This is a genomic window from Amycolatopsis sp. NPDC039088 (assembly GCF_055598845.1).
The window spans coordinates 13,296-29,413 of the sequence record NZ_JBVKAE010000055.1 but is presented as its reverse complement, the minus strand read 5'-3'; the positions used below and the strand labels follow the sequence as shown (position 1 = coordinate 29,413).

Sequence of the window (16,118 nt, the reverse complement as noted above, 5' to 3'; positions counted from 1 at the left end):
GGGTCTTTCTCGCTTTTGGGGGGTGGTTTTGGGGGGGGGGGGGGCGGTTGTGCTTTGGGGGGGGTGTGGGGGTTTCTCTTGGGGGTCCCTCCCCCCCCCCACCCCCCCCCCCCACCCCCAAGGCGGCGGTCAAGAGGCGGCGCGGGTGTCCTCGGTGCCTCGCCCGGGACGGTCACGGTCTCAAGCGTGGCGCTAGCGACCACCTGAGCCTTCCCCGCCTCCACCAACGTTGTGAAAGCCTCGTTCGCAACGGTGAAGGTTGCGAAAGAGGCTTTACCAACACGACACCCTCGGTAACCCAATGCACTCACGACGAGGCCACCGCGGACTTCGATAGAGTCCGGCAATGCTGGCGAAACCGGGGTTGCTGGGCGGAATGCTGCTCTTAGCGACGGCCTGCACCCCGCCACCACCCCCGGCTCCGGCCCCGCTGACCGTCTACACGCCGGAGCCCGGCACCGTGGAACCGGCGGGCTGTCTCGACACCGGTGTCACGGTGAAGTCCGGGCCGGTCGACGCGGCGCTGGGCCACCGCGCGATCGTGCTCACCCTCACCAACTGCGGCACCGCACCGCGCACACTCACCGGCTATCCCGAAGTCCGCTTGCTGGACAAGGAAAAGCAGCCGATGAACGTCCAGGTCGAGCACGGCTCGTCGTATATGGCGATCGATCCGGGCGTGGCACCGCAGACGATCCAGCCCGGCGGCACACTGCTGTCGGTCGTCTCGTGGTCGAACACCGTCACGGTGGGTTCACCGGAAGCGGGCGCGTACGTGACCGTCGCGGCCGCGAAGGGTGACCCGGAGCAGCGGATCGCCGTCGACACCGATCTCGGCACCACCGGCAAGCTCACGCTGACCGCCTGGAATCCGAAGCTCAAGAACTGACCTTTGTGACGAGACCGCACGGGACTGCCACGGTTCCGCACGAACCACCGGGAAGTGTGCGCGGACGCCCTTACGATCGGTGACGAACGCGATCTTGAGGGGACCTCCATGCCGCGCATCCTGCTCGTCGAAGACGACGAAGCCCTGGCCGAAGCGCTCACGCTGGCGCTGAAGGCGCTCGGGCACGACATCGTCGTCGCACCGACCGGGGAGCGCGCGCTGGACCTGCTGTTCGCCGACCGGCTCGAACTCGACTTCGTGCTGCTCGACGTCATGCTGCCCGGGATGGACGGCTTCGAGGTCTGCCGCCGGATCCGTGCGCGAAGCAGGCTGCCGCTGGTGCTGCTGACCGCGCGCGGCGACCCGATCGACATCGTCGCCGGGCTGGAATGCGGCGCCGACGACTACGTGGTCAAACCGGCCGAACCCCGGGTGATCGACGCGCGGATCAAGGCGATCGGCCGTCGTGCCGTCACCGCCTCCGGGCCCGCGGAGGGGCGGCTCCGGGCGGGACGCCTGGAGATCGACGCCGCCGCGATGAGTGTGACCCGCGACGGCGCCGAACTGGCGCTCACCGCGACCGAGATCCGGCTGCTCGTGGAGTTCGCCGAGCATCCGAACCAGGTGCTGAGCAGGCAGTCGCTACTGAAACGGGTGTGGGACTACGGCTACGTCGGCGACTCGCGGATCGTCGACGCGGCGGTCGCGCGGCTGCGCGCGAAGATCGAGGACGATCCCGCGAATCCCGTGGTGCTGAAGACGGTCCGTGGGCTCGGTTATCGGCTGGTGGTCGAATGAGGTTCGGACTCCGCGCCCGGGTGACCGCGGCGGTCGTGGTGGTGACCACCACGGCGACGGCCGTCATGGCCTTCTCCGCGGCCAAGATCCAGGAGGACGACGCGCTCGACAGGTTCACCGCCGCGGCCAAGACCTCGTTCGGGGCGATGTTCGGGCAGGCATGGCCCCACCTCGAACACTTCATGGCGGGCAACCCAGAGGCCTTGGAGCTCTTCTCCCAAGGAATGGACACGGCGGCGGCGGACTGGATGCTCGTCACGAGCAATCCCCCCTTGACCAACGACGACTTCATGCCGCCCCAAGGACCTCCCGAAGTCGTCAAGTCCTCGTCACAAAGCTTCGATTGGTCGACCGGCGCCAAGAACACGAGCCCTCCCGACCGAAGGGCGGCGTTGGACAGCGTGAAGGACGTGGTGCTCCTGCGGACCTTGAGCCCGAAAGACCTGTTGTCGACGACCACCACCGATCCGGCCACCGGCCGCAGGCTTCTGGTGGTCAGCGCGAACTTCGTCGCGTATTGGGTCGTGCAGTTCTTCGACCTCACCACGTTCGAGCAGGATTTGGCGGCCCAGCGGTGGAAACTGGCGTACATCGCGCTCGGTGTCACCGTTCTCGGCGTGGCGGCCGCAGTCTTCGCGGCGGGCCGGATCCGGCGGCCGGTGCTGCGTGTCGCCTCCGCCGCCAGGGAACTGGGCGACGGCGCGTTCGACGTCCGCGTCCCGGTCAAAGGGCGCGACGAACTCGCCGACCTCGCCAGGTCGTTCAACACGATGGCGCACCGGGTCAGCGAGGCCATCGGGGAACTACGCGCCAAGGACCGCCAGCAGCAACGGTTCGTCGCCGACGTCGCCCACGATCTGCGGACGCCGCTCGCCTCGATGGTCGCCACGGTCGACAGCCTCGACAGCGCCACCCCCGAGACCCGGACCCGCGCGACCGCGCTGCTCGGCACGCAGGCCCGGCGGCTGGCGAAGCTCGTCGAAGACCTGCTGGAGATTTCCCGGTTCGACGCGGGTTCCGCCGACTTCCGTCCCGAGCCGGTCGACCTTCCCGCGCTGGTCGAGGACGCGATCGAGACCAGCGTGCCCGAGACACCCGTCGAGGTCACGAGCACCGGTGACACCACCGTCGTCGCCGATCCGCGCCGCGTCCACACCATCGTGTGCAACCTGCTGGCCAACGCCGCCCGGCACGGCCGTACCCCGATCACGGTGACACTGGACGGCGAGATCGACGGCGTGACGATCCGGGTCGCGGACTCCGGTCCGGGGGTTCCCGAGGATCTGCTCCCGATCCTGTTCGACCGGTTCATCCGGGGCGATCACGCCCGCCAGGCGACCGAAGGCAGCGGGCTGGGGCTGTCCATCGCGCGGGAGAACGCGCGGATCCACGGCGGCGACATCACCGTCGGCAACGATCACGGCGCCGTCTTCACCGTGCGGCTTCCACGGGAGTCACCAGCGTGAGGCCGCGGGGCACGTAGCCGTCGAAGTAGGGCATCGGGATATGCGTGAGGATCAACAGGATCGCGGCCAGGGCACCGACCTGAGGCAGCTTCAGTTCCCGATCTCCGAGCCACAGCCACAGCACGATCGCGAAGTTGCTCACCAGCAGGAAGCCCCAGCGTGCGTCGTCCCAGCCGCCGAACGCGAGCAGCACGGGTGCCGCGATCGCGGCCACGGGCAGGGCGGCCCCGAGCGAAGGCCGGTGCAGGAGCAGGAAACCACCGAGCACCACGACCGCGATCGGCACCAGGTAGAGAAGCACGTTCGTGATCGAGTACAGCTGCCAGCTCTGGGCCTGCGTGCGCTCGAACAACTCGAGCGCGTCACCGCGATACGCGAAGTCCGCTGTGGACAATGACCGCCGGAACCTTTCGACGGCGCCGGGCGCGGCGGGTGGCAGTGCGAGGATCAGCAGGCCGAGCGACGCGGGCGGGGTGAGCACCGCGCAGGCACGGCCGAACGAGTACTTCCGGAGCACCGCGAAGCCGAACACCGGCAGGACGGTGAGCAGCGCGATTTCGTGTGCGGTCATCGAAAGTGCCACCACCGCGCTCGCGAGCGCCGCCCGGTTCCGGTGCAGCGCCCACAGTGCCCCGAACAGCAGGAGATACAGCGCCTGGTCGAGGTAGCCGACCTCGTGGAAGAGGTACCCGCCCGCCGGGATCAGGAGCCAGCCGACGATCACCAGCCGCCGGCTCTCGGTGCGACCGCGGAAGAACGCGATCGTCACGACCGTCAGCAGTGCGCCGAGGATCGCGAAACTCGCGGCCGCGAAGACCGCGTAGTCATGGCCGAACGGGTACAGCAGCGTGCCGACGAGGAAGCGCCGGTGGAATCCGTCGATCAGCGAGACCGACTGCAGCGTCGCCGCCCACTCCCCCGGCAACCGGAGCCCGGTGTACCCCGCGACGAGGACGGCGATCACGAACAGGACCGTGATACTCCGCCGCGGGGTCTTCTCCGGAACGGCCACGACGGCCGGGGGCCGTTCGAGCAAGGTGGTCATGACGTCAAGCTAGAAACGGATCATGCGGCCACGATGACGGCGGATCACCGGTTCCGCACGGCTTTGTCACATCGTCTGGGAGATCAGCACGGCCTGTTCGGAACCTGGCACCACGTAGGCGGTCCGGGCCTTGCCGGTCATGGGCAGGTCGCAGGAAAGCCAGGAGACCTTGGCGGGGATGAGCGGCTTCAGTCGTTCCGGCGTGTTCGGCACCTGCCCCACCTGCGAGCATTGGTAGCTGCTCAGTACCTTCGGGACGGCTTCGGGACCGAGCTTCACCAGCGCGGTCAGCCGGAAGTCGCTGGGCCCGGGCGCCGCGACCCGGCCCTCGGCGCCGCCCATCTTCTCCTCGACCCAAGAGGCTTCGACGATCTCGCCGACCTCCGGGAACGTCTCGGCGACCGGCGCCGGATCGGTGGACACAGGCGGTGTTTCGGGCGGAGGCGGAGTACAGGCCGCGATCAGGACGACCGCGGCCGTGCTCCCCAACGTCTTCCCCATGATGCGCATGGGGACATCTTGGCTCAGGCGGTGAGCTTCAGGATGTCGATTCCGCGAGTGTTGTCGGCGACGTAGACGTAACCCTTGTGCCAGTAGGGCGCCCACGCGCTGGCGTCCGCCGGGCGGAAGTAGGCGATCTGCTTCGGGTCGGTCGGGTCGCTGACGTCGAGGAAGCGCGTGCCCTGCGTGTAGAACGACTGCACGAGGACCTTGCCGCGAACGTCGAAGTAGTGCGCGGAGCAGTCACCCGTCGTCGGGTCGCTGCCTTCCTGCCCGGCGACGCTCCAGGTGCCGACGGACTTGAGGCGGAACGGCTTCTCCGGCGTCGAACGCCAGCCCTCGCCGTTGTAGGAGTTCTGCAGCGACGAGATCGTCAGCACGCCGTCACCGGCACAGCCGTCGAGGAAGCTCTCCTCGGTGGCGTAGATGAGATCGCGGCCGTGCCAGCGGCTCGAGTCGGCACCGTCGGCCGAGCGGTGCCCTGCCGGGTGGAAGCTGTTGTGCATGAACTTCGACGGCGCCGCCGTCTCCTCGATCCCGCCACCGGCGTAGGGGACCGGGTCGAACGCGGTCGCGCGGCGGACCTTCCCCTGCACGGGATCGCGGTGATAGCCGTTGGTCCAGTAACCGCGGACGCCACCGCGCCCGGAAACCCACGCCACTCCCTCGTCGTCGACCTGGACGTCGTGCACGTAGTCGGTCTTGCCGTCGTTGCGCGCGAGTTCGATCGGGTTCGGGAAGGTCTTGGGGTTGCGCGGATCGCGGATGTCGGTCACCCAGATCGGGCGGCCACCCCAGTCGGCGGGCTGGTTCGCGGCCTTCGCCGGGCCGCCGGTCCAGAGGTACCGGCAGTTGTCGACACAGCTGGTCGTATGTCCGGCGGGCACCTTGGTGTAGCTCAGGATGGCCGGTTTGTCCGGGTTCTTCAGATCGATGATGTAGATCCCGGATTCACCGGTCTGAGTGGTGCCGCCGTAAGCACGCGGGTCCCGCGCGAGGAAGACGAGCTTGCGTTCGACGTCGACCTCGGTGTCCTCGGTCTCCCACAGGCCGGGCAGGCTGACCTCGCCGATCAGCTTCGGCGCCGTGGGGTTCTTCGTGAGGTCGTAGACCTTGAGGCCGAACTCGCCGGAGACCGCCATGACGTCGCGGTGTCCGTACTGCAGGAAGCCCATGGCGATGGCGCCTTGCGCGTCGGGCACGTTGCCGACGGCCTTGACGTTCTTCACCGCGCCGGGCTCGCCCGAGACCCGGACCTTCTCACTCGACGGCTTGTCCTCCTCGCCGCAGGCGGCGGCGGGCAGGCCGGTGGCGATCAGGGTCGTGGTGACCGTGGCGATCGCCAGGCATGAACGAAGCAACCAGTTTCCTCGCACAGATTCCTCCCAGGCTGGTCCCCGCACCCTATGGCCACCACTTTGCCCGCACAACCGCCGATGGTCGGTGCGGGACTGCTATGACATGACCATGCGCTTGCGTCTTCTGGCCCCGCTCCTCGCCGCCGCCCTGGTCGCGGCGGGCTGTACGGAATCCGGCGAACCGCCCGCACCGGACGTTCTTCGCGTCGGGCTGACCACTCCGGCGACCCTGCTGCCCGCCGACGTCCGCGACCAATCCGGACGGCTCGTCACGGGCGCGCTGTGGACACCGCTGGGCGATTACGACCCCGCGACGGGAAAAATGACGCCACGGGCGGCGGAATCGGTCACCAGCACCGACCGGACCACGTGGACGGTCAAGCTCAAGGACGGCGGGAAGTTCCACGACGGCACCCCGGTCACCGCGCAGTCCTATGTGGACACATGGGCGGCCATCGGCAAGGGGGACTGGCAGGCGTCGCGGGTGGTGAAAGATCTCTTGCGGGCCAAGGAGATCACCGCGCCGGACCCGCTGACCATCCGGCTCGTCCTCGACCGGCCGTCCGGACAGGTGCCGGCGCTGCTCTCCTCGCCCGCGCTGGTCCCGCTGCCCGCTTCGGCGCTGGCTTCGCGGGATTGGGCGGGGTTCGCACTGCACCCGGTCGGCAACGGGCCGTTCCGCCTGGACGGGGACTGGCAACCGTCGGGCGGCAAACTGGTCCGCGTCGCGCACGCGCCGGGTAAAGCCCGCGTGGTCGAGCTGAAGACCGGGGACGCGGCGGCACAGTACGACGAGGTCAAGGCCGGGAAAATCGATCTCTCCACCGTGGTTCCCGGTGACCGGCACGAGGCCATGCACGCCGATTTCGCGCAGCGGCACGTGATGTGGGCGCTGCCCAGCGTCTCCTACCTCGGTTTCCCGTTGACGGCGGACCATTTCTCCGACGCCACGGTCCGGCACGGCTTCGCGCTCGGAATCGACCGCGCCGCGTTGGAGGCGGGCGTCCTCGGCAAGCAGGTGAACCCGGCGAAGTCGCTGTTGCCGCCCGCCGTCGCCCCCGGCGAGCGCAGCAGCACCTGCCGCCCCTGCACCTTCGACGCCGGAGCCGGGAAATCCCTGCTGACCCAGGCGGAGTTCCCCAGCGGTTCGGCGGTCCACTTCGGACAGCCGCAGGCGGACTGGCTGCGCCCGCTGGCCGAACAGGTGGGCACCGCGGTCGGCGTGCTGATCGCCTCGGATCCCGGCAAGGGACCGTTCGCGCTCGACCTGAACCTCATGACGCCGAGTCCGCAAGAGGTCTTGAGCGAGATCGTGAAGGCCACCGGCTATCAGAGCGACGGATTCGCCGACCTGCTGAAATCGGCCGAGGAGACCGAAGCAGGCGACAGCGGTGAGGTCTACCGGCTGGTGGAGAACCAGTTGCTGCGGGATCTGCCGGTCGCCCCGCTGTGGTCCGGGCACGGGCACGCCGTCTGGGCCGAGCGGGTCGGCGACGTGAAGGCGACACCGTTCGGGAGTGTGGACCTGTCAGCGGTTTCCGTGCGCTGACCCGAGAGTGCACTCCCCCGCCACGACGTCGATGAAGGCCGAGGTCAGCGGATCGGGTGTGCTCCGGCAATAGGCGGCGAGCGTGCGCCGGATCGACGGCTCGGGCCGGAGGACGCGGCCGGGGAAGCCTTCGGGCAGCACGTTGGCCGGGACCAGCGCCGGGCCGAGACCGGCGGCCGCGAGCACCGGCGCGGCCGCGGTCTGCTCGGTCCGGACCGCCGCCCTCGGCTGGAATCCCGCCGCGGCGCAGGCCTGGTCGACGAGGTCCGCCAGGCCGTTGCCCGGCGCGTAATGCACCCAAGCGCAGTCGGCGAGGGTCGCGAGGTCGACGACGCCGGTACCGTCGTCCTCGCGCGGACCGTCGATCGGCAGGACGACGACGAACTCCTCGGTGCCGAGTTCGCGCACCGGACCGTCCCAGCCCTGCGGGACCGGGCCGACCGCGACGTCGGCCTCCCCCGCCGCCATCGCGTCCCGCAGTTCGTCCGCGTGCCGGAACTCCACCAGCGTGACGTCGACGTCCGGCCGCTCCCTGCGCCACACCCGCAACGCCGACGGCAGCACACCGAGACCCACCGAGTAGACCGTCGCGATCTGCAGTTCGCCCGCCTCCAGCCCGGACGCCTGGCGGGCCGCGCACCGCGCGCGTTCGGCGTCGGCGAGGGTGGCGCGGGCGTGCGGCAGCATGGCGCGTCCCATCGGCGTGAGCCGGACACTGCGCGGCAGACGTTCGAGCAGCGGTCCGCCGACGCCCTTCTCCAAGGCGCGCACCTGGTGCGACAGCGCGGGCTGCGTCACGTGCAGCAACTCCGCCGCCCGCGTGAAGGAGCCGGTGTCGACGACGGTCACCAGGTACTCGAGCTGTCGCAGACTGGTCATGCAGAAAGTTTATCGGAGCGGTGATATCTATGCCTTGGACTTATCGCCGCGAGCGGGCCAGGCTCGATGACATGAACGAAGAACGCAAGGTCGCCCTGGTCGCCGGGGCCAACGGGGTCATCGGCAAGAACCTGGTCGAACACCTGAAGACTCGGCCCGGCTGGCGGGTCGTCGGCCTGTCGCGGCGTGGCGGCCACGGCCAGATCGCCGTCGATCTGCTCGACGCGGACGACACCCGCGCGAAGCTGAGCGGCCTGGACGACGTCACGCACGTGTTCTACGCGGCCTATGTCGACAAGCCGACTTGGGCCGAACTGGTCGCGCCGAACCTGGCGATGCTGACCAATCTCGTCGACGCGATCGAACCCGCCGCGCGCGGACTGCGCCACATCAGTCTCATGCAGGGCTACAAGGTCTACGGCGCCCACCTCGGCCCGTTCAAGACCCCGGCACGTGAAGACGATGCCGGACACATGCCACCCGAGTTCAACGTGGATCAGCAGTCCTTTTTGGAGCGACGCCAGGAAGGGAAAACCTGGACGTGGTCGGCGATCCGGCCGTCGGTGGTCGGCGGGACCGCGCTGGGCAACCCGATGAACCTCGCGCTGGCCATCGCCGTCTACGCGTCGATCTCGAAGGAACTCGGGCTGCCGCTGCGCTTCCCCGGCAAACCCGGCGCGTACGACAGCCTGCTGGAGATGACCGACGCCGGACTGCTGGCGAAGGCCACCGTCTGGGCCACCGGCTTGGAGAACGAGGCGTTCAACATCGCGAACGGCGATCTGTTCCGGTGGAGCGACCTCTGGCCGCGAATCGCTCGCTACTTCGACCTGGAGGTGGCGCCGCCGCTGCCGATGTCGCTGGACGTCGTCATGGCGGACAAGGAGGAATTCTGGACGTCGATCGCCGAGAAATACGGCTTGGAAGTGCCGTACAGCGCCGTCTCGTCGTCGTGGGCGTTCGCCGACTTCGTGTTCGGCTGGGACTACGACATGTTCGCGGACGGTTCGAAGGCCCGGCGCGCCGGCTTCCACGAATACGCGGAGACGTCGGCGATGTTCTTCCGGCTGTTCGACGAGTTCCGGAAGGCGAAGGTCATCCCCTAACCGCGGCCGATGTAGGGCATCGTGGTCGCCGTGATGGTCAGGAACTGGACGTTCGCGTCCAGCGGCAGCCCGGCCATGTACAGCACGGCGTCCGCGACGTGCCGGGCGTCGAAGGTCGGTTCGGCCTTGACGCTGCCGTCGGCCTGCGGGATACCGTCGGCCATCCGCAGGGTCATCTCGGTGGCGGCGTTGCCGATGTCGATCTGTCCACAAGCGACATTCCAGGCCCGGCCGTCGAGGGAGATCGACTTCGTCAGCCCGGTGACCGCGTGTTTCGTCGCCGTATAGGCGACGCTCGCGGGACGCGGGGCGTACGCGGAGATCGAGCCGTTGTTCACGATCCGGCCGCCGCGCGGGTCCTGCGCCTTCATCAGCCGCACCGCCTGCTGCGCGCACAGGAACATACCGGTCAGGTTGGTGTCGACAGCACGTTTCCAGTCCGCGAAGGACAGCTCGTCGACAGTCCCGCCCACCGACACGCCCGCGTTGTTCACCAGGAGGTCCAGCCGCCCCCACTCGGCGCGGACCGCCTCGAACAGGGCGGCGACGGAATCGGGATCGGCGACATCGGTGGGCACGGCGAGCGCGTTCGCGTCCCCGCCCGCGGTTTCGGCCAGCGCGTCCGCGCGACGCCCGGCGAGGGCGACCCGGTAGCCCGCGCCGAGCAACGCGCGGGAGATCTCCCGGCCGAGCCCGGAGCCCGCCCCGGTGACGACCGCGGTTTCGCCGTTGCCCATCGAACCTCCTCGCAGACCGTGCCGGTCCGGCGCGGCGATCTTTGTCCCCTTCCGTTCAGCCTAACCGGCCACCGCGAAGCGATTTCCTCCGCAACGGTGAATAGGGCCGGAAAAATACCCACCCTTCCGATTGGTCCAGACCGGGCCGATCACGGAATGAAAGTGACGCCCTATTGAGAGGCAAGCCAGGTGGAGAGTGTCACTTAGCGCGTGAAGGCCCCCTTCCCTCGGCTGGTCACTCAAAACCCATAGCCGAGGGAAGGGGGCCTTCACGCGCGATAAGGGGTTACTGCTTAGGGGCGACGCCCAGCGCGGCCAGCGCCGGGCCGGTCATGATCACGCCGGCCCCGGTGACCGGGTCGAAGCCCGGGGCGCCGAGGTCGATCGCGGTCGACGTCAGCGCCGAGCGGATCTGCGCCGGGGTCGCGGTCGGCTTGCCCTGCAACAGCAGCGCGGCGATGGCGGCGGCACTCGGCGCCGCGGCGGAGGTCCCGAAGAAGGGCTGGAAGCCGCTCACCGAGGTCGCCACGCCGTCGGCCGCGGTGATGTCCGGCTTGTTCCGCGTCGCACCACCGGTGGAGGACACGTTGCCGGGGGTGATCACCGAACCGTCCGGGTTGTAGAACTGGTGACGCAGACCGTCCGAAGTGAACCGCTCCCACTTGCTGGCGGCGGTGAACAGGCCCGGGTACGGACCGGTCGGGTTCGCCGGGTCACCGGTCTCGAGCGCGCGGCCGAAGGCACCGGCGGCCGGGGCGGCCGCGACACTGAAGGCGTTGACCGCCGCCGAGTGGCCGGAGGTGACACCGTTGGTGCTGAAGGCTTTCAGCGAACCCGAGGCGACGAAACGGCCGCGGATCACGTTCAGCGCGATGAACCGGTCGGCACCGCTGTACTTGACGACGGCGACCTTGAAGCCCGAGCCGCTGGCCGGGACCTGGGCGATCTCGTACGGGTTCTGGGTGCCGTTCTGCGTGCCCTCGCTGGAGGCGACGACCGAACCGGACGAGTTCAGGATGAACAGGTCGTAGTCGCTGGTGGCCTTGCCCCACGGGTCGGACCAGAACAGGGTGACGTAGCGGCCGAGCGAGCCGGGCGAAAGCGCGTTGTAGAGCTGGGTCGTGCCGCTCGGGTCGAAGTCGTGCGGCGTGCCGGTGATCCCGGAGATCTTGCTGCTGGAGCCGCGGAAGTCACCCTCGTAGTAGCCGCTGGTGCTGTCGGTCAGGTTGCCCGAGTTGCCCGCGGAGGAGAAGTAGAGCACGCCCGCCGCGGTGACGTCGTTGACGGCCTGCGCGACCGGGCCGTCCTGGAACGGCGACTCGTCGAAGTAGGAGACGTCGTCGACGATGATCGTGCACTTGCCGGTGGTACGCAGGGCGCGGATGTTGTCGGCGAAGCTCTGCTCGCTGGTGAACGCCGTGGCGAAACCGAGCGCGGCGCCGGGCGCCATGTCGTGGATGATCTCCAGCATCGCCGTGCCCTCGTCACCGCTGCCCGCCTGACCGGCGAGGACGTCGACGGCGGGAAGTTCACCGGCGGTCTGCGAGGCCTTGAGCGACTTGACGCCGTCCGAGAGCACGCAGACCTTCTGGCCGGCACCGGTGACGCCGTACTTGGTGCGGGCGGTGTCGGCGCCGTGCGCCTTGTCGCCCTCGGCGACCTGCAGTGCGGCGACGGCCTGCTTGGCGGCGGCCTGCCCGCGGTTCTGCGGCGCGGACTCGTTCCAGGTCATCGCCTGCGAGGCGGCCTTGACCTCGGCGACGTCTCCGCGTGCGGCGATCGCGTCGACGGCGTTCAGCGGGAGGTCGGCGCGGAGCGCGCCGGCGGGCGAGGCGTAACGGACGGTTCCGCCCGCGGCCTTGACGGCGTCCACGAGGGACTGACCCGCGCCCTTGATGTCCACCGCGACGGTGCCGGCGTCGCTGACGCCCAGCCCGGTCCGGTACTCGGACAGCTTGCCGGCCAGACCCTTGTCCGCGCGGAGACGCTTCTCGATGACGAGCTGGCTCGACTGCTTGCGCTCAGCCGGGGTGAGGCTCTTCTTGATGCTCTGCAGTGCGGTGATCCCGGCCTGCGTGCGCACCTCCTCCGACGGCTGGGCGCCGGAAACGGCGGTCGACAGCAGCAAAGCGCCGACCGCGACCGGAACCGAGCATGTGACCACCCGGCTGAATCTGCTCATCGAATTTCTCCCTGTTTCAACCCAGCGCTCCGGCTAAGTGCGCTGACGGCGTGACACCCTGTCGCGGGAATCCCGTCGGTTACCCGAATGAATTACCCCTGACCGGGTGTAATGGGGAGAATCTAAAGAGCTATCGGTGACGAGTCCACCGACCAAAGTCGGGAACGGGTCCGGGTCCACATCGTGGGAGCGCGCCCAGTCCGAAAAGACCGAAATTTTGGTTTAAACCACTCACGCGGCGCCGTCATCCCTGAAAGAATTTTTGCGAAACGCGCGTAACTACCGCAATTAGCCGATTAGTCGCGTTCGCCCGTCGTCCAGTCACGGATCGCGGCGACGAACTCCTCGGGCGCGTCGGACTCCGCGTAGAGGTCGGCGCGCTCGAAGATCACGGTCTCGTGCTGGGGAAAGACGCCTCCAACCTCTCGCGCTCCCGAGGCCGGAAGCCGATCTGGGCGTCACCCCACACGATCAGTGTCGGCACGTGGGCGAAGTCGGCGAGTCCTGCCTCCACCTCGGCGAAGAAGGCCCGGCCGCCGTCGGCCTGCGCATGCGGTGACCCATGGGGACGAACGCGTTGACGACGAGGTTGAACCGCCGGGCCAGGAAGCGGATCGGGGGTCCGCCGGCGATGCGCGCGAAGGCCTCGAAGTAGGGGTCGCCGTTGACCGGCCAGGCCCAGGCGTTGACGAGCACCAGCCGATCGAAGACACCCGGACGGCGCTGGGCGGCGGCCAGTCCGATCAGGCCACCCCAGTCCTGCCCGACCAGTGTGACGCCATCGAGCCCGAGGGCGTCGACGAACGCGGTGACCACGTCCGCGTGCTCTTCGGGCAGAAAGCGGTAACCGGGCTTCGGCGTCGGCAGCCCGAAACCCGGGTAGTCGAGGGCGACGCACCGGAACTCGTCGCGCAGCGCGCGGATCACGTCGCGCCAGAGAAACGACCAGGTCGGGGTTGCCGTGCAGGAACAGGAGCGTCGGACCCGCCCCCTCGTCGACGTAATGCACGGTGTGCCCGTCGATGTCGACGAAGCGGCTCTCGAACGGCGGTGTGCTTGAGTTTCTCAAACCCCGCCCGTCGGGTGTAGTCGAGATCGACGGCGACGAGTCCGTCGTCCGCCGCGCCCCGGCCGCACCCCCGTCACGGGAAGGTCAGCACGACCTTTCCCCGCCCGTGCCCGGTCTCGATCTCCCGATGCGCCGCCGCGGCCTCACCGAACGGGTAGGTCCGCCGCACCAGGAACCGCAATTCCCCCTTGACGTACAGCGACGCGAGCATCCCCAGCCGCTCGGCCGACCGCGTCCCGGTGACCACTCGCGCGCCGGCTCCGGCCGCGCGTCCGTGCTCGACGAGGGTGAGCACCCGATCCGGGTCGGCGACCAGCTCCAGCGACAGGTCGAACGCGACCCCGCCCGCCCCGTCCAGCGCCGCGTCGATCCCGGACGGCGCGAGGGCGCGCACTCGTTCGGCGAGCCCCTCGCCGTAGACGACCGGATCGGCGCCGAGCGAACGGACGTAGTCCTGGTTCGCCTCACTCGCCGTACCGATGACCTTCGCCCCGCGCAGGACGGCGAGCTGGACGGCGGCGGTGCCCACCGCCCCGGCCGCGCCATGGACCAGCAGCGTCTCGCCGCGGGTGATCCGGAGCGCGTCCAGGGCCAAGTACGCCGTCTGCGTCCCCGCCGTGAAGCCGCCCGCGACCTCCCATGGCATCTCCGGCGGCTTCGGCGTGACGTTCTCCGCGGGCACCACGATGTACTCGGCGTAGGCCTGGACGGCGGTGAAACCGAGCACCTCGGTGCCCGTGACCAGGCCGGTGACCCCGGCACCGACCTCATCGACGATGCCGGCGAACTCATTGCCCGGAACCCGCGGCCAGCGCAGCTCGAGCCCCGCGGGTTCCCAGCCCGCCCGCACGGCCGCGTCGTACGGCTGCACCCCCGCCGCCTTCACCCGCACCCGGACCTCGCCCGCCCCGGCGTGCGGCTCCTCCAGCTCCAGCACCCGGAGTACCTCCGGGCCACCGGCTTCCGTGAACGCGGCCGCTTTCATCTTGTTCCTCCAGTTCGTTCCCCCGCTGTCGGCACCCACTCTCATACCTCCAGTTATCTGGAGGTCAAGAGTTGTCGGTGTGAGGTTCTAAGCTGCGGGCGTGACGAGCTATCGCATCTCCAGGGCAAGCGCATCCGACGCGGGCAAGGTGACCACGCTGATGCAGGAATCGGCCGCCTATCAAGGGGAATACGCGTCGATCCTCGAGGGCTACCGGGTCACCGAGGACTACCTCGCCACCCATCCCGCGTTCGTCGCCCATGCGCAGCGGGAGGTGGTCGGCTTCTACAGCCTGATCGAGTATCCGGCCGAGCTGGACCTGCTGTTCGTCGCCGATTCCGCGCAGGGCACCGGTATCGGCGCGTGGCTGATCGAGCATATGCTCGGCCAGGCCGCGGAACTCGGCATGACCGAAATCCGCGTCGTCTCCCATCCACCGGCCACCGGGTTCTACGAGCGGATGGGCGCGCGCCGCGTCGGTGTCGTGCCGCCACAGCCGCCGAAAATCACTTGGGAACGCCCGGAACTGGTCTTCGACGTCAAACGTCCACCGCGCGGCTGAACCGGTCGATCAGTTTGCGCAGATGCCCGGCGAACTCCGGTGAGTCGACGACCTCGAAATCGGTGTCGAGCAGGCCGAGGTAGAGCGCCAGGTACTCCAGCGTGTCCGCGCCGGCCTTGAGCAGGCAGGTCCGCTCGTCGACGGCCTCGACCACGACGGCGGGCGGCACCTTGGCCGCTGCTTCGGCGGCCGGGGCGTGCAGCCGGATCGTCGCGTGGTGCCGCCACAGCGCCGCGCCCACGCCGCGCTGCAGATAGGCGACCACCCCGCCTTCGGGTGGTTCGCGCGGCTCGAACCGGCGTCCGTTGGGGCTACGCGGCCGTATCCGATCCGCGCGGAAGGTACGCCAATCCTGCCTGTCGACATCCCAGCCGACGAGGTACCACCGGCGGCTCATCTGCACGACGCGATGCGGTTCGACCTGCCGTCGCGACTCGGAGCCGTTGTGCCCCAAGTAATCGAACCGCAGGGTCTCGCGGTCACGGCAGGCGTTGGCGATGGCCGTGAGCACCTCGGCGTCGACCGTGGGGCCGCCGCCCTGCACCGCGAGCGTCGCGGAATTCAGCGCCTCGACGCGGTGCCGCAGCCGCGAGGGCAGCACCTGTTCCAGTTTCGCCAGTGCGCGGACCGACGTCTCCTCGATCCCCGCGATCGTCCCGCCCGCGGCCGTGCGCAGCCCCATCGCCACCGCGACGGCCTCCTCGTCGTCGAGCAGAAGCGGCGGCATGGCCGCGCCCGCTCCCAGGGTGTAGCCACCGGAAACGCCGGGAGTGGCATCGACCGGATAGCCCAGTCCGCGCAGCCGTTCGACGTCGTTCCGGATGGTCCTTGTCGTGACGTCGAGCCGGTCCGCCAGCTCCGGACCCGTCCAGACGCGTCGCGCCTGCAGCAGGGAGAGGAGGCGCAGCAGTCTCGCCGAAGTTTCAGCCATGGATCCCACCTTGTCCGCGATCGCGGAACGAACCTTTCCGCAATCGTTCCTAACGTAGTCC

General features: G+C 69.1%; 15 protein-coding genes. 6 read left to right on the top strand and 9 right to left on the bottom strand.

Annotated features, from left to right (window positions below):
- The first annotated feature begins 346 nt into the window (after positions 1-346).
- The 3 genes from ACZ7KI_RS40100 to ACZ7KI_RS40090 all read left to right on the top strand — a co-directional run bounded on the left by ACZ7KI_RS40100 (position 347) and on the right by ACZ7KI_RS40090 (position 3,153).
- The gene (locus ACZ7KI_RS40100; RefSeq protein WP_470278229.1) at positions 347-889 is read left to right on the top strand and encodes a DUF4232 domain-containing protein; all 543 of its coding nucleotides are present in this window, start codon (positions 347-349) and stop codon (positions 887-889) included.
- Positions 890-997: 108 nt separating this feature from the next.
- Positions 998-1,687: a winged helix-turn-helix domain-containing protein gene (locus ACZ7KI_RS40095; protein WP_470278228.1), complete on the top strand. Its 690-nt coding sequence runs from the start codon at positions 998-1,000 to the stop codon at positions 1,685-1,687.
- Positions 1,684-3,153 (top strand): HAMP domain-containing sensor histidine kinase, encoded by a 1,470-nt coding sequence (locus ACZ7KI_RS40090; RefSeq protein ID WP_470278227.1) that lies wholly within the window; start codon positions 1,684-1,686, stop codon positions 3,151-3,153. Before ACZ7KI_RS40095 ends, ACZ7KI_RS40090 begins: the two co-directional genes overlap by 4 nt.
- On the opposite strand, the gene ACZ7KI_RS40085 is transcribed toward ACZ7KI_RS40090, so the two are convergent.
- The 3 genes from ACZ7KI_RS40085 to ACZ7KI_RS40075 all read right to left on the bottom strand — a co-directional run bounded on the left by ACZ7KI_RS40085 (position 3,119) and on the right by ACZ7KI_RS40075 (position 6,060).
- Entirely contained in the window at positions 3,119-4,198 is a 1,080-nt protein-coding gene (locus ACZ7KI_RS40085; protein WP_470278226.1) for a hypothetical protein, read from the bottom strand. The genes ACZ7KI_RS40090 and ACZ7KI_RS40085 overlap by 35 nt on opposite strands.
- 66 nt (positions 4,199-4,264) lie before the next feature.
- A complete protein-coding gene (locus ACZ7KI_RS40080; protein WP_470278225.1) occupies positions 4,265-4,708 on the bottom strand; it encodes a hypothetical protein in 444 nt (147 codons plus the stop codon).
- A 14-nt stretch (positions 4,709-4,722) separates the two neighbouring features.
- Entirely contained in the window at positions 4,723-6,060 is a 1,338-nt protein-coding gene (locus ACZ7KI_RS40075; RefSeq protein WP_470278224.1) for an LVIVD repeat-containing protein, read from the bottom strand.
- A gap of 100 nt (positions 6,061-6,160) precedes the next feature.
- On the opposite strand from ACZ7KI_RS40075, the gene ACZ7KI_RS40070 reads away from it, so the two are divergent.
- Complete coding sequence (locus ACZ7KI_RS40070) at positions 6,161-7,606, top strand: peptide ABC transporter substrate-binding protein (protein WP_470278223.1); 1,446 nt, start codon at positions 6,161-6,163, stop codon at positions 7,604-7,606.
- Here the strand turns inward: ACZ7KI_RS40070 and ACZ7KI_RS40065 are convergent.
- Positions 7,586-8,485 (bottom strand): LysR family transcriptional regulator, encoded by a 900-nt coding sequence (locus ACZ7KI_RS40065; protein WP_470278222.1) that lies wholly within the window; start codon positions 8,483-8,485, stop codon positions 7,586-7,588. The genes ACZ7KI_RS40070 and ACZ7KI_RS40065 overlap by 21 nt on opposite strands.
- 71 nt (positions 8,486-8,556) lie before the next feature.
- On the opposite strand from ACZ7KI_RS40065, the gene ACZ7KI_RS40060 reads away from it, so the two are divergent.
- Positions 8,557-9,591: an SDR family oxidoreductase gene (locus ACZ7KI_RS40060; RefSeq protein ID WP_470278221.1), complete on the top strand. Its 1,035-nt coding sequence runs from the start codon at positions 8,557-8,559 to the stop codon at positions 9,589-9,591.
- Here ACZ7KI_RS40060 and ACZ7KI_RS40055 read toward each other — a convergent pair.
- The 4 genes from ACZ7KI_RS40055 to ACZ7KI_RS40040 form a co-directional block, all read right to left on the bottom strand.
- The gene (locus tag ACZ7KI_RS40055) at positions 9,588-10,328 is read right to left on the bottom strand and encodes an SDR family oxidoreductase (protein ID WP_470278220.1); all 741 of its coding nucleotides are present in this window, start codon (positions 10,326-10,328) and stop codon (positions 9,588-9,590) included. The genes ACZ7KI_RS40060 and ACZ7KI_RS40055 overlap by 4 nt on opposite strands.
- 286 nt (positions 10,329-10,614) lie before the next feature.
- Positions 10,615-12,510, bottom strand: a complete 1,896-nt coding sequence (locus ACZ7KI_RS40050; protein ID WP_470278219.1) for a S8 family peptidase — start codon at positions 12,508-12,510, stop codon at positions 10,615-10,617.
- 471 nt (positions 12,511-12,981) lie between these two features.
- Positions 12,982-13,437: an alpha/beta fold hydrolase gene (locus tag ACZ7KI_RS40045; RefSeq protein ID WP_470278218.1), complete on the bottom strand. Its 456-nt coding sequence runs from the start codon at positions 13,435-13,437 to the stop codon at positions 12,982-12,984.
- Between the two features lie 215 nt (positions 13,438-13,652).
- Entirely contained in the window at positions 13,653-14,564 is a 912-nt protein-coding gene (locus ACZ7KI_RS40040; protein ID WP_470278217.1) for an NADP-dependent oxidoreductase, read from the bottom strand.
- 100 nt (positions 14,565-14,664) lie between these two features.
- Here ACZ7KI_RS40040 and ACZ7KI_RS40035 point away from each other — a divergent pair, with 100 nt between their 5' ends.
- Positions 14,665-15,126 carry a GNAT family N-acetyltransferase gene (locus ACZ7KI_RS40035; protein WP_470278216.1) on the top strand — a complete coding sequence of 154 codons (462 nt, stop codon included), beginning with the start codon at positions 14,665-14,667 and terminating at the stop codon, positions 15,124-15,126.
- Here ACZ7KI_RS40035 and ACZ7KI_RS40030 read toward each other — a convergent pair.
- Complete coding sequence (locus ACZ7KI_RS40030) at positions 15,104-16,057, bottom strand: helix-turn-helix transcriptional regulator (protein WP_470278215.1); 954 nt, start codon at positions 16,055-16,057, stop codon at positions 15,104-15,106. The genes ACZ7KI_RS40035 and ACZ7KI_RS40030 overlap by 23 nt on opposite strands.
- Positions 16,058-16,118 lie beyond the last annotated feature (61 nt).

Excerpts from the sequence above, each read along its gene's own strand:
- ACZ7KI_RS40100 (WP_470278229.1), top strand. The coding sequence starts at position 347 with ATGCTGGCGAAACCGGGGTTGCTGGGCGGAATGCTGCTCTTAGCGACG.
- ACZ7KI_RS40095 (WP_470278228.1), top strand. The coding sequence starts at position 998 with ATGCCGCGCATCCTGCTCGTCGAAGACGACGAAGCCCTGGCCGAAGCG.
- ACZ7KI_RS40090 (WP_470278227.1), top strand. The coding sequence starts at position 1,684 with ATGAGGTTCGGACTCCGCGCCCGGGTGACCGCGGCGGTCGTGGTGGTG.
- ACZ7KI_RS40085 (WP_470278226.1), bottom strand. The coding sequence starts at position 4,198 with ATGACCACCTTGCTCGAACGGCCCCCGGCCGTCGTGGCCGTTCCGGAG.
- ACZ7KI_RS40080 (WP_470278225.1), bottom strand. The coding sequence starts at position 4,708 with ATGCGCATCATGGGGAAGACGTTGGGGAGCACGGCCGCGGTCGTCCTG.
- ACZ7KI_RS40070 (WP_470278223.1), top strand. The coding sequence starts at position 6,161 with ATGACCATGCGCTTGCGTCTTCTGGCCCCGCTCCTCGCCGCCGCCCTG.
- ACZ7KI_RS40065 (WP_470278222.1), bottom strand. The coding sequence starts at position 8,485 with ATGACCAGTCTGCGACAGCTCGAGTACCTGGTGACCGTCGTCGACACC.
- ACZ7KI_RS40060 (WP_470278221.1), top strand. The coding sequence starts at position 8,557 with ATGAACGAAGAACGCAAGGTCGCCCTGGTCGCCGGGGCCAACGGGGTC.
- ACZ7KI_RS40055 (WP_470278220.1), bottom strand. The coding sequence starts at position 10,328 with ATGGGCAACGGCGAAACCGCGGTCGTCACCGGGGCGGGCTCCGGGCTC.
- ACZ7KI_RS40050 (WP_470278219.1), bottom strand. The coding sequence starts at position 12,510 with ATGAGCAGATTCAGCCGGGTGGTCACATGCTCGGTTCCGGTCGCGGTC.
- ACZ7KI_RS40040 (WP_470278217.1), bottom strand. The coding sequence starts at position 14,564 with ATGAAAGCGGCCGCGTTCACGGAAGCCGGTGGCCCGGAGGTACTCCGG.
- ACZ7KI_RS40030 (WP_470278215.1), bottom strand. The coding sequence starts at position 16,057 with ATGGCTGAAACTTCGGCGAGACTGCTGCGCCTCCTCTCCCTGCTGCAG.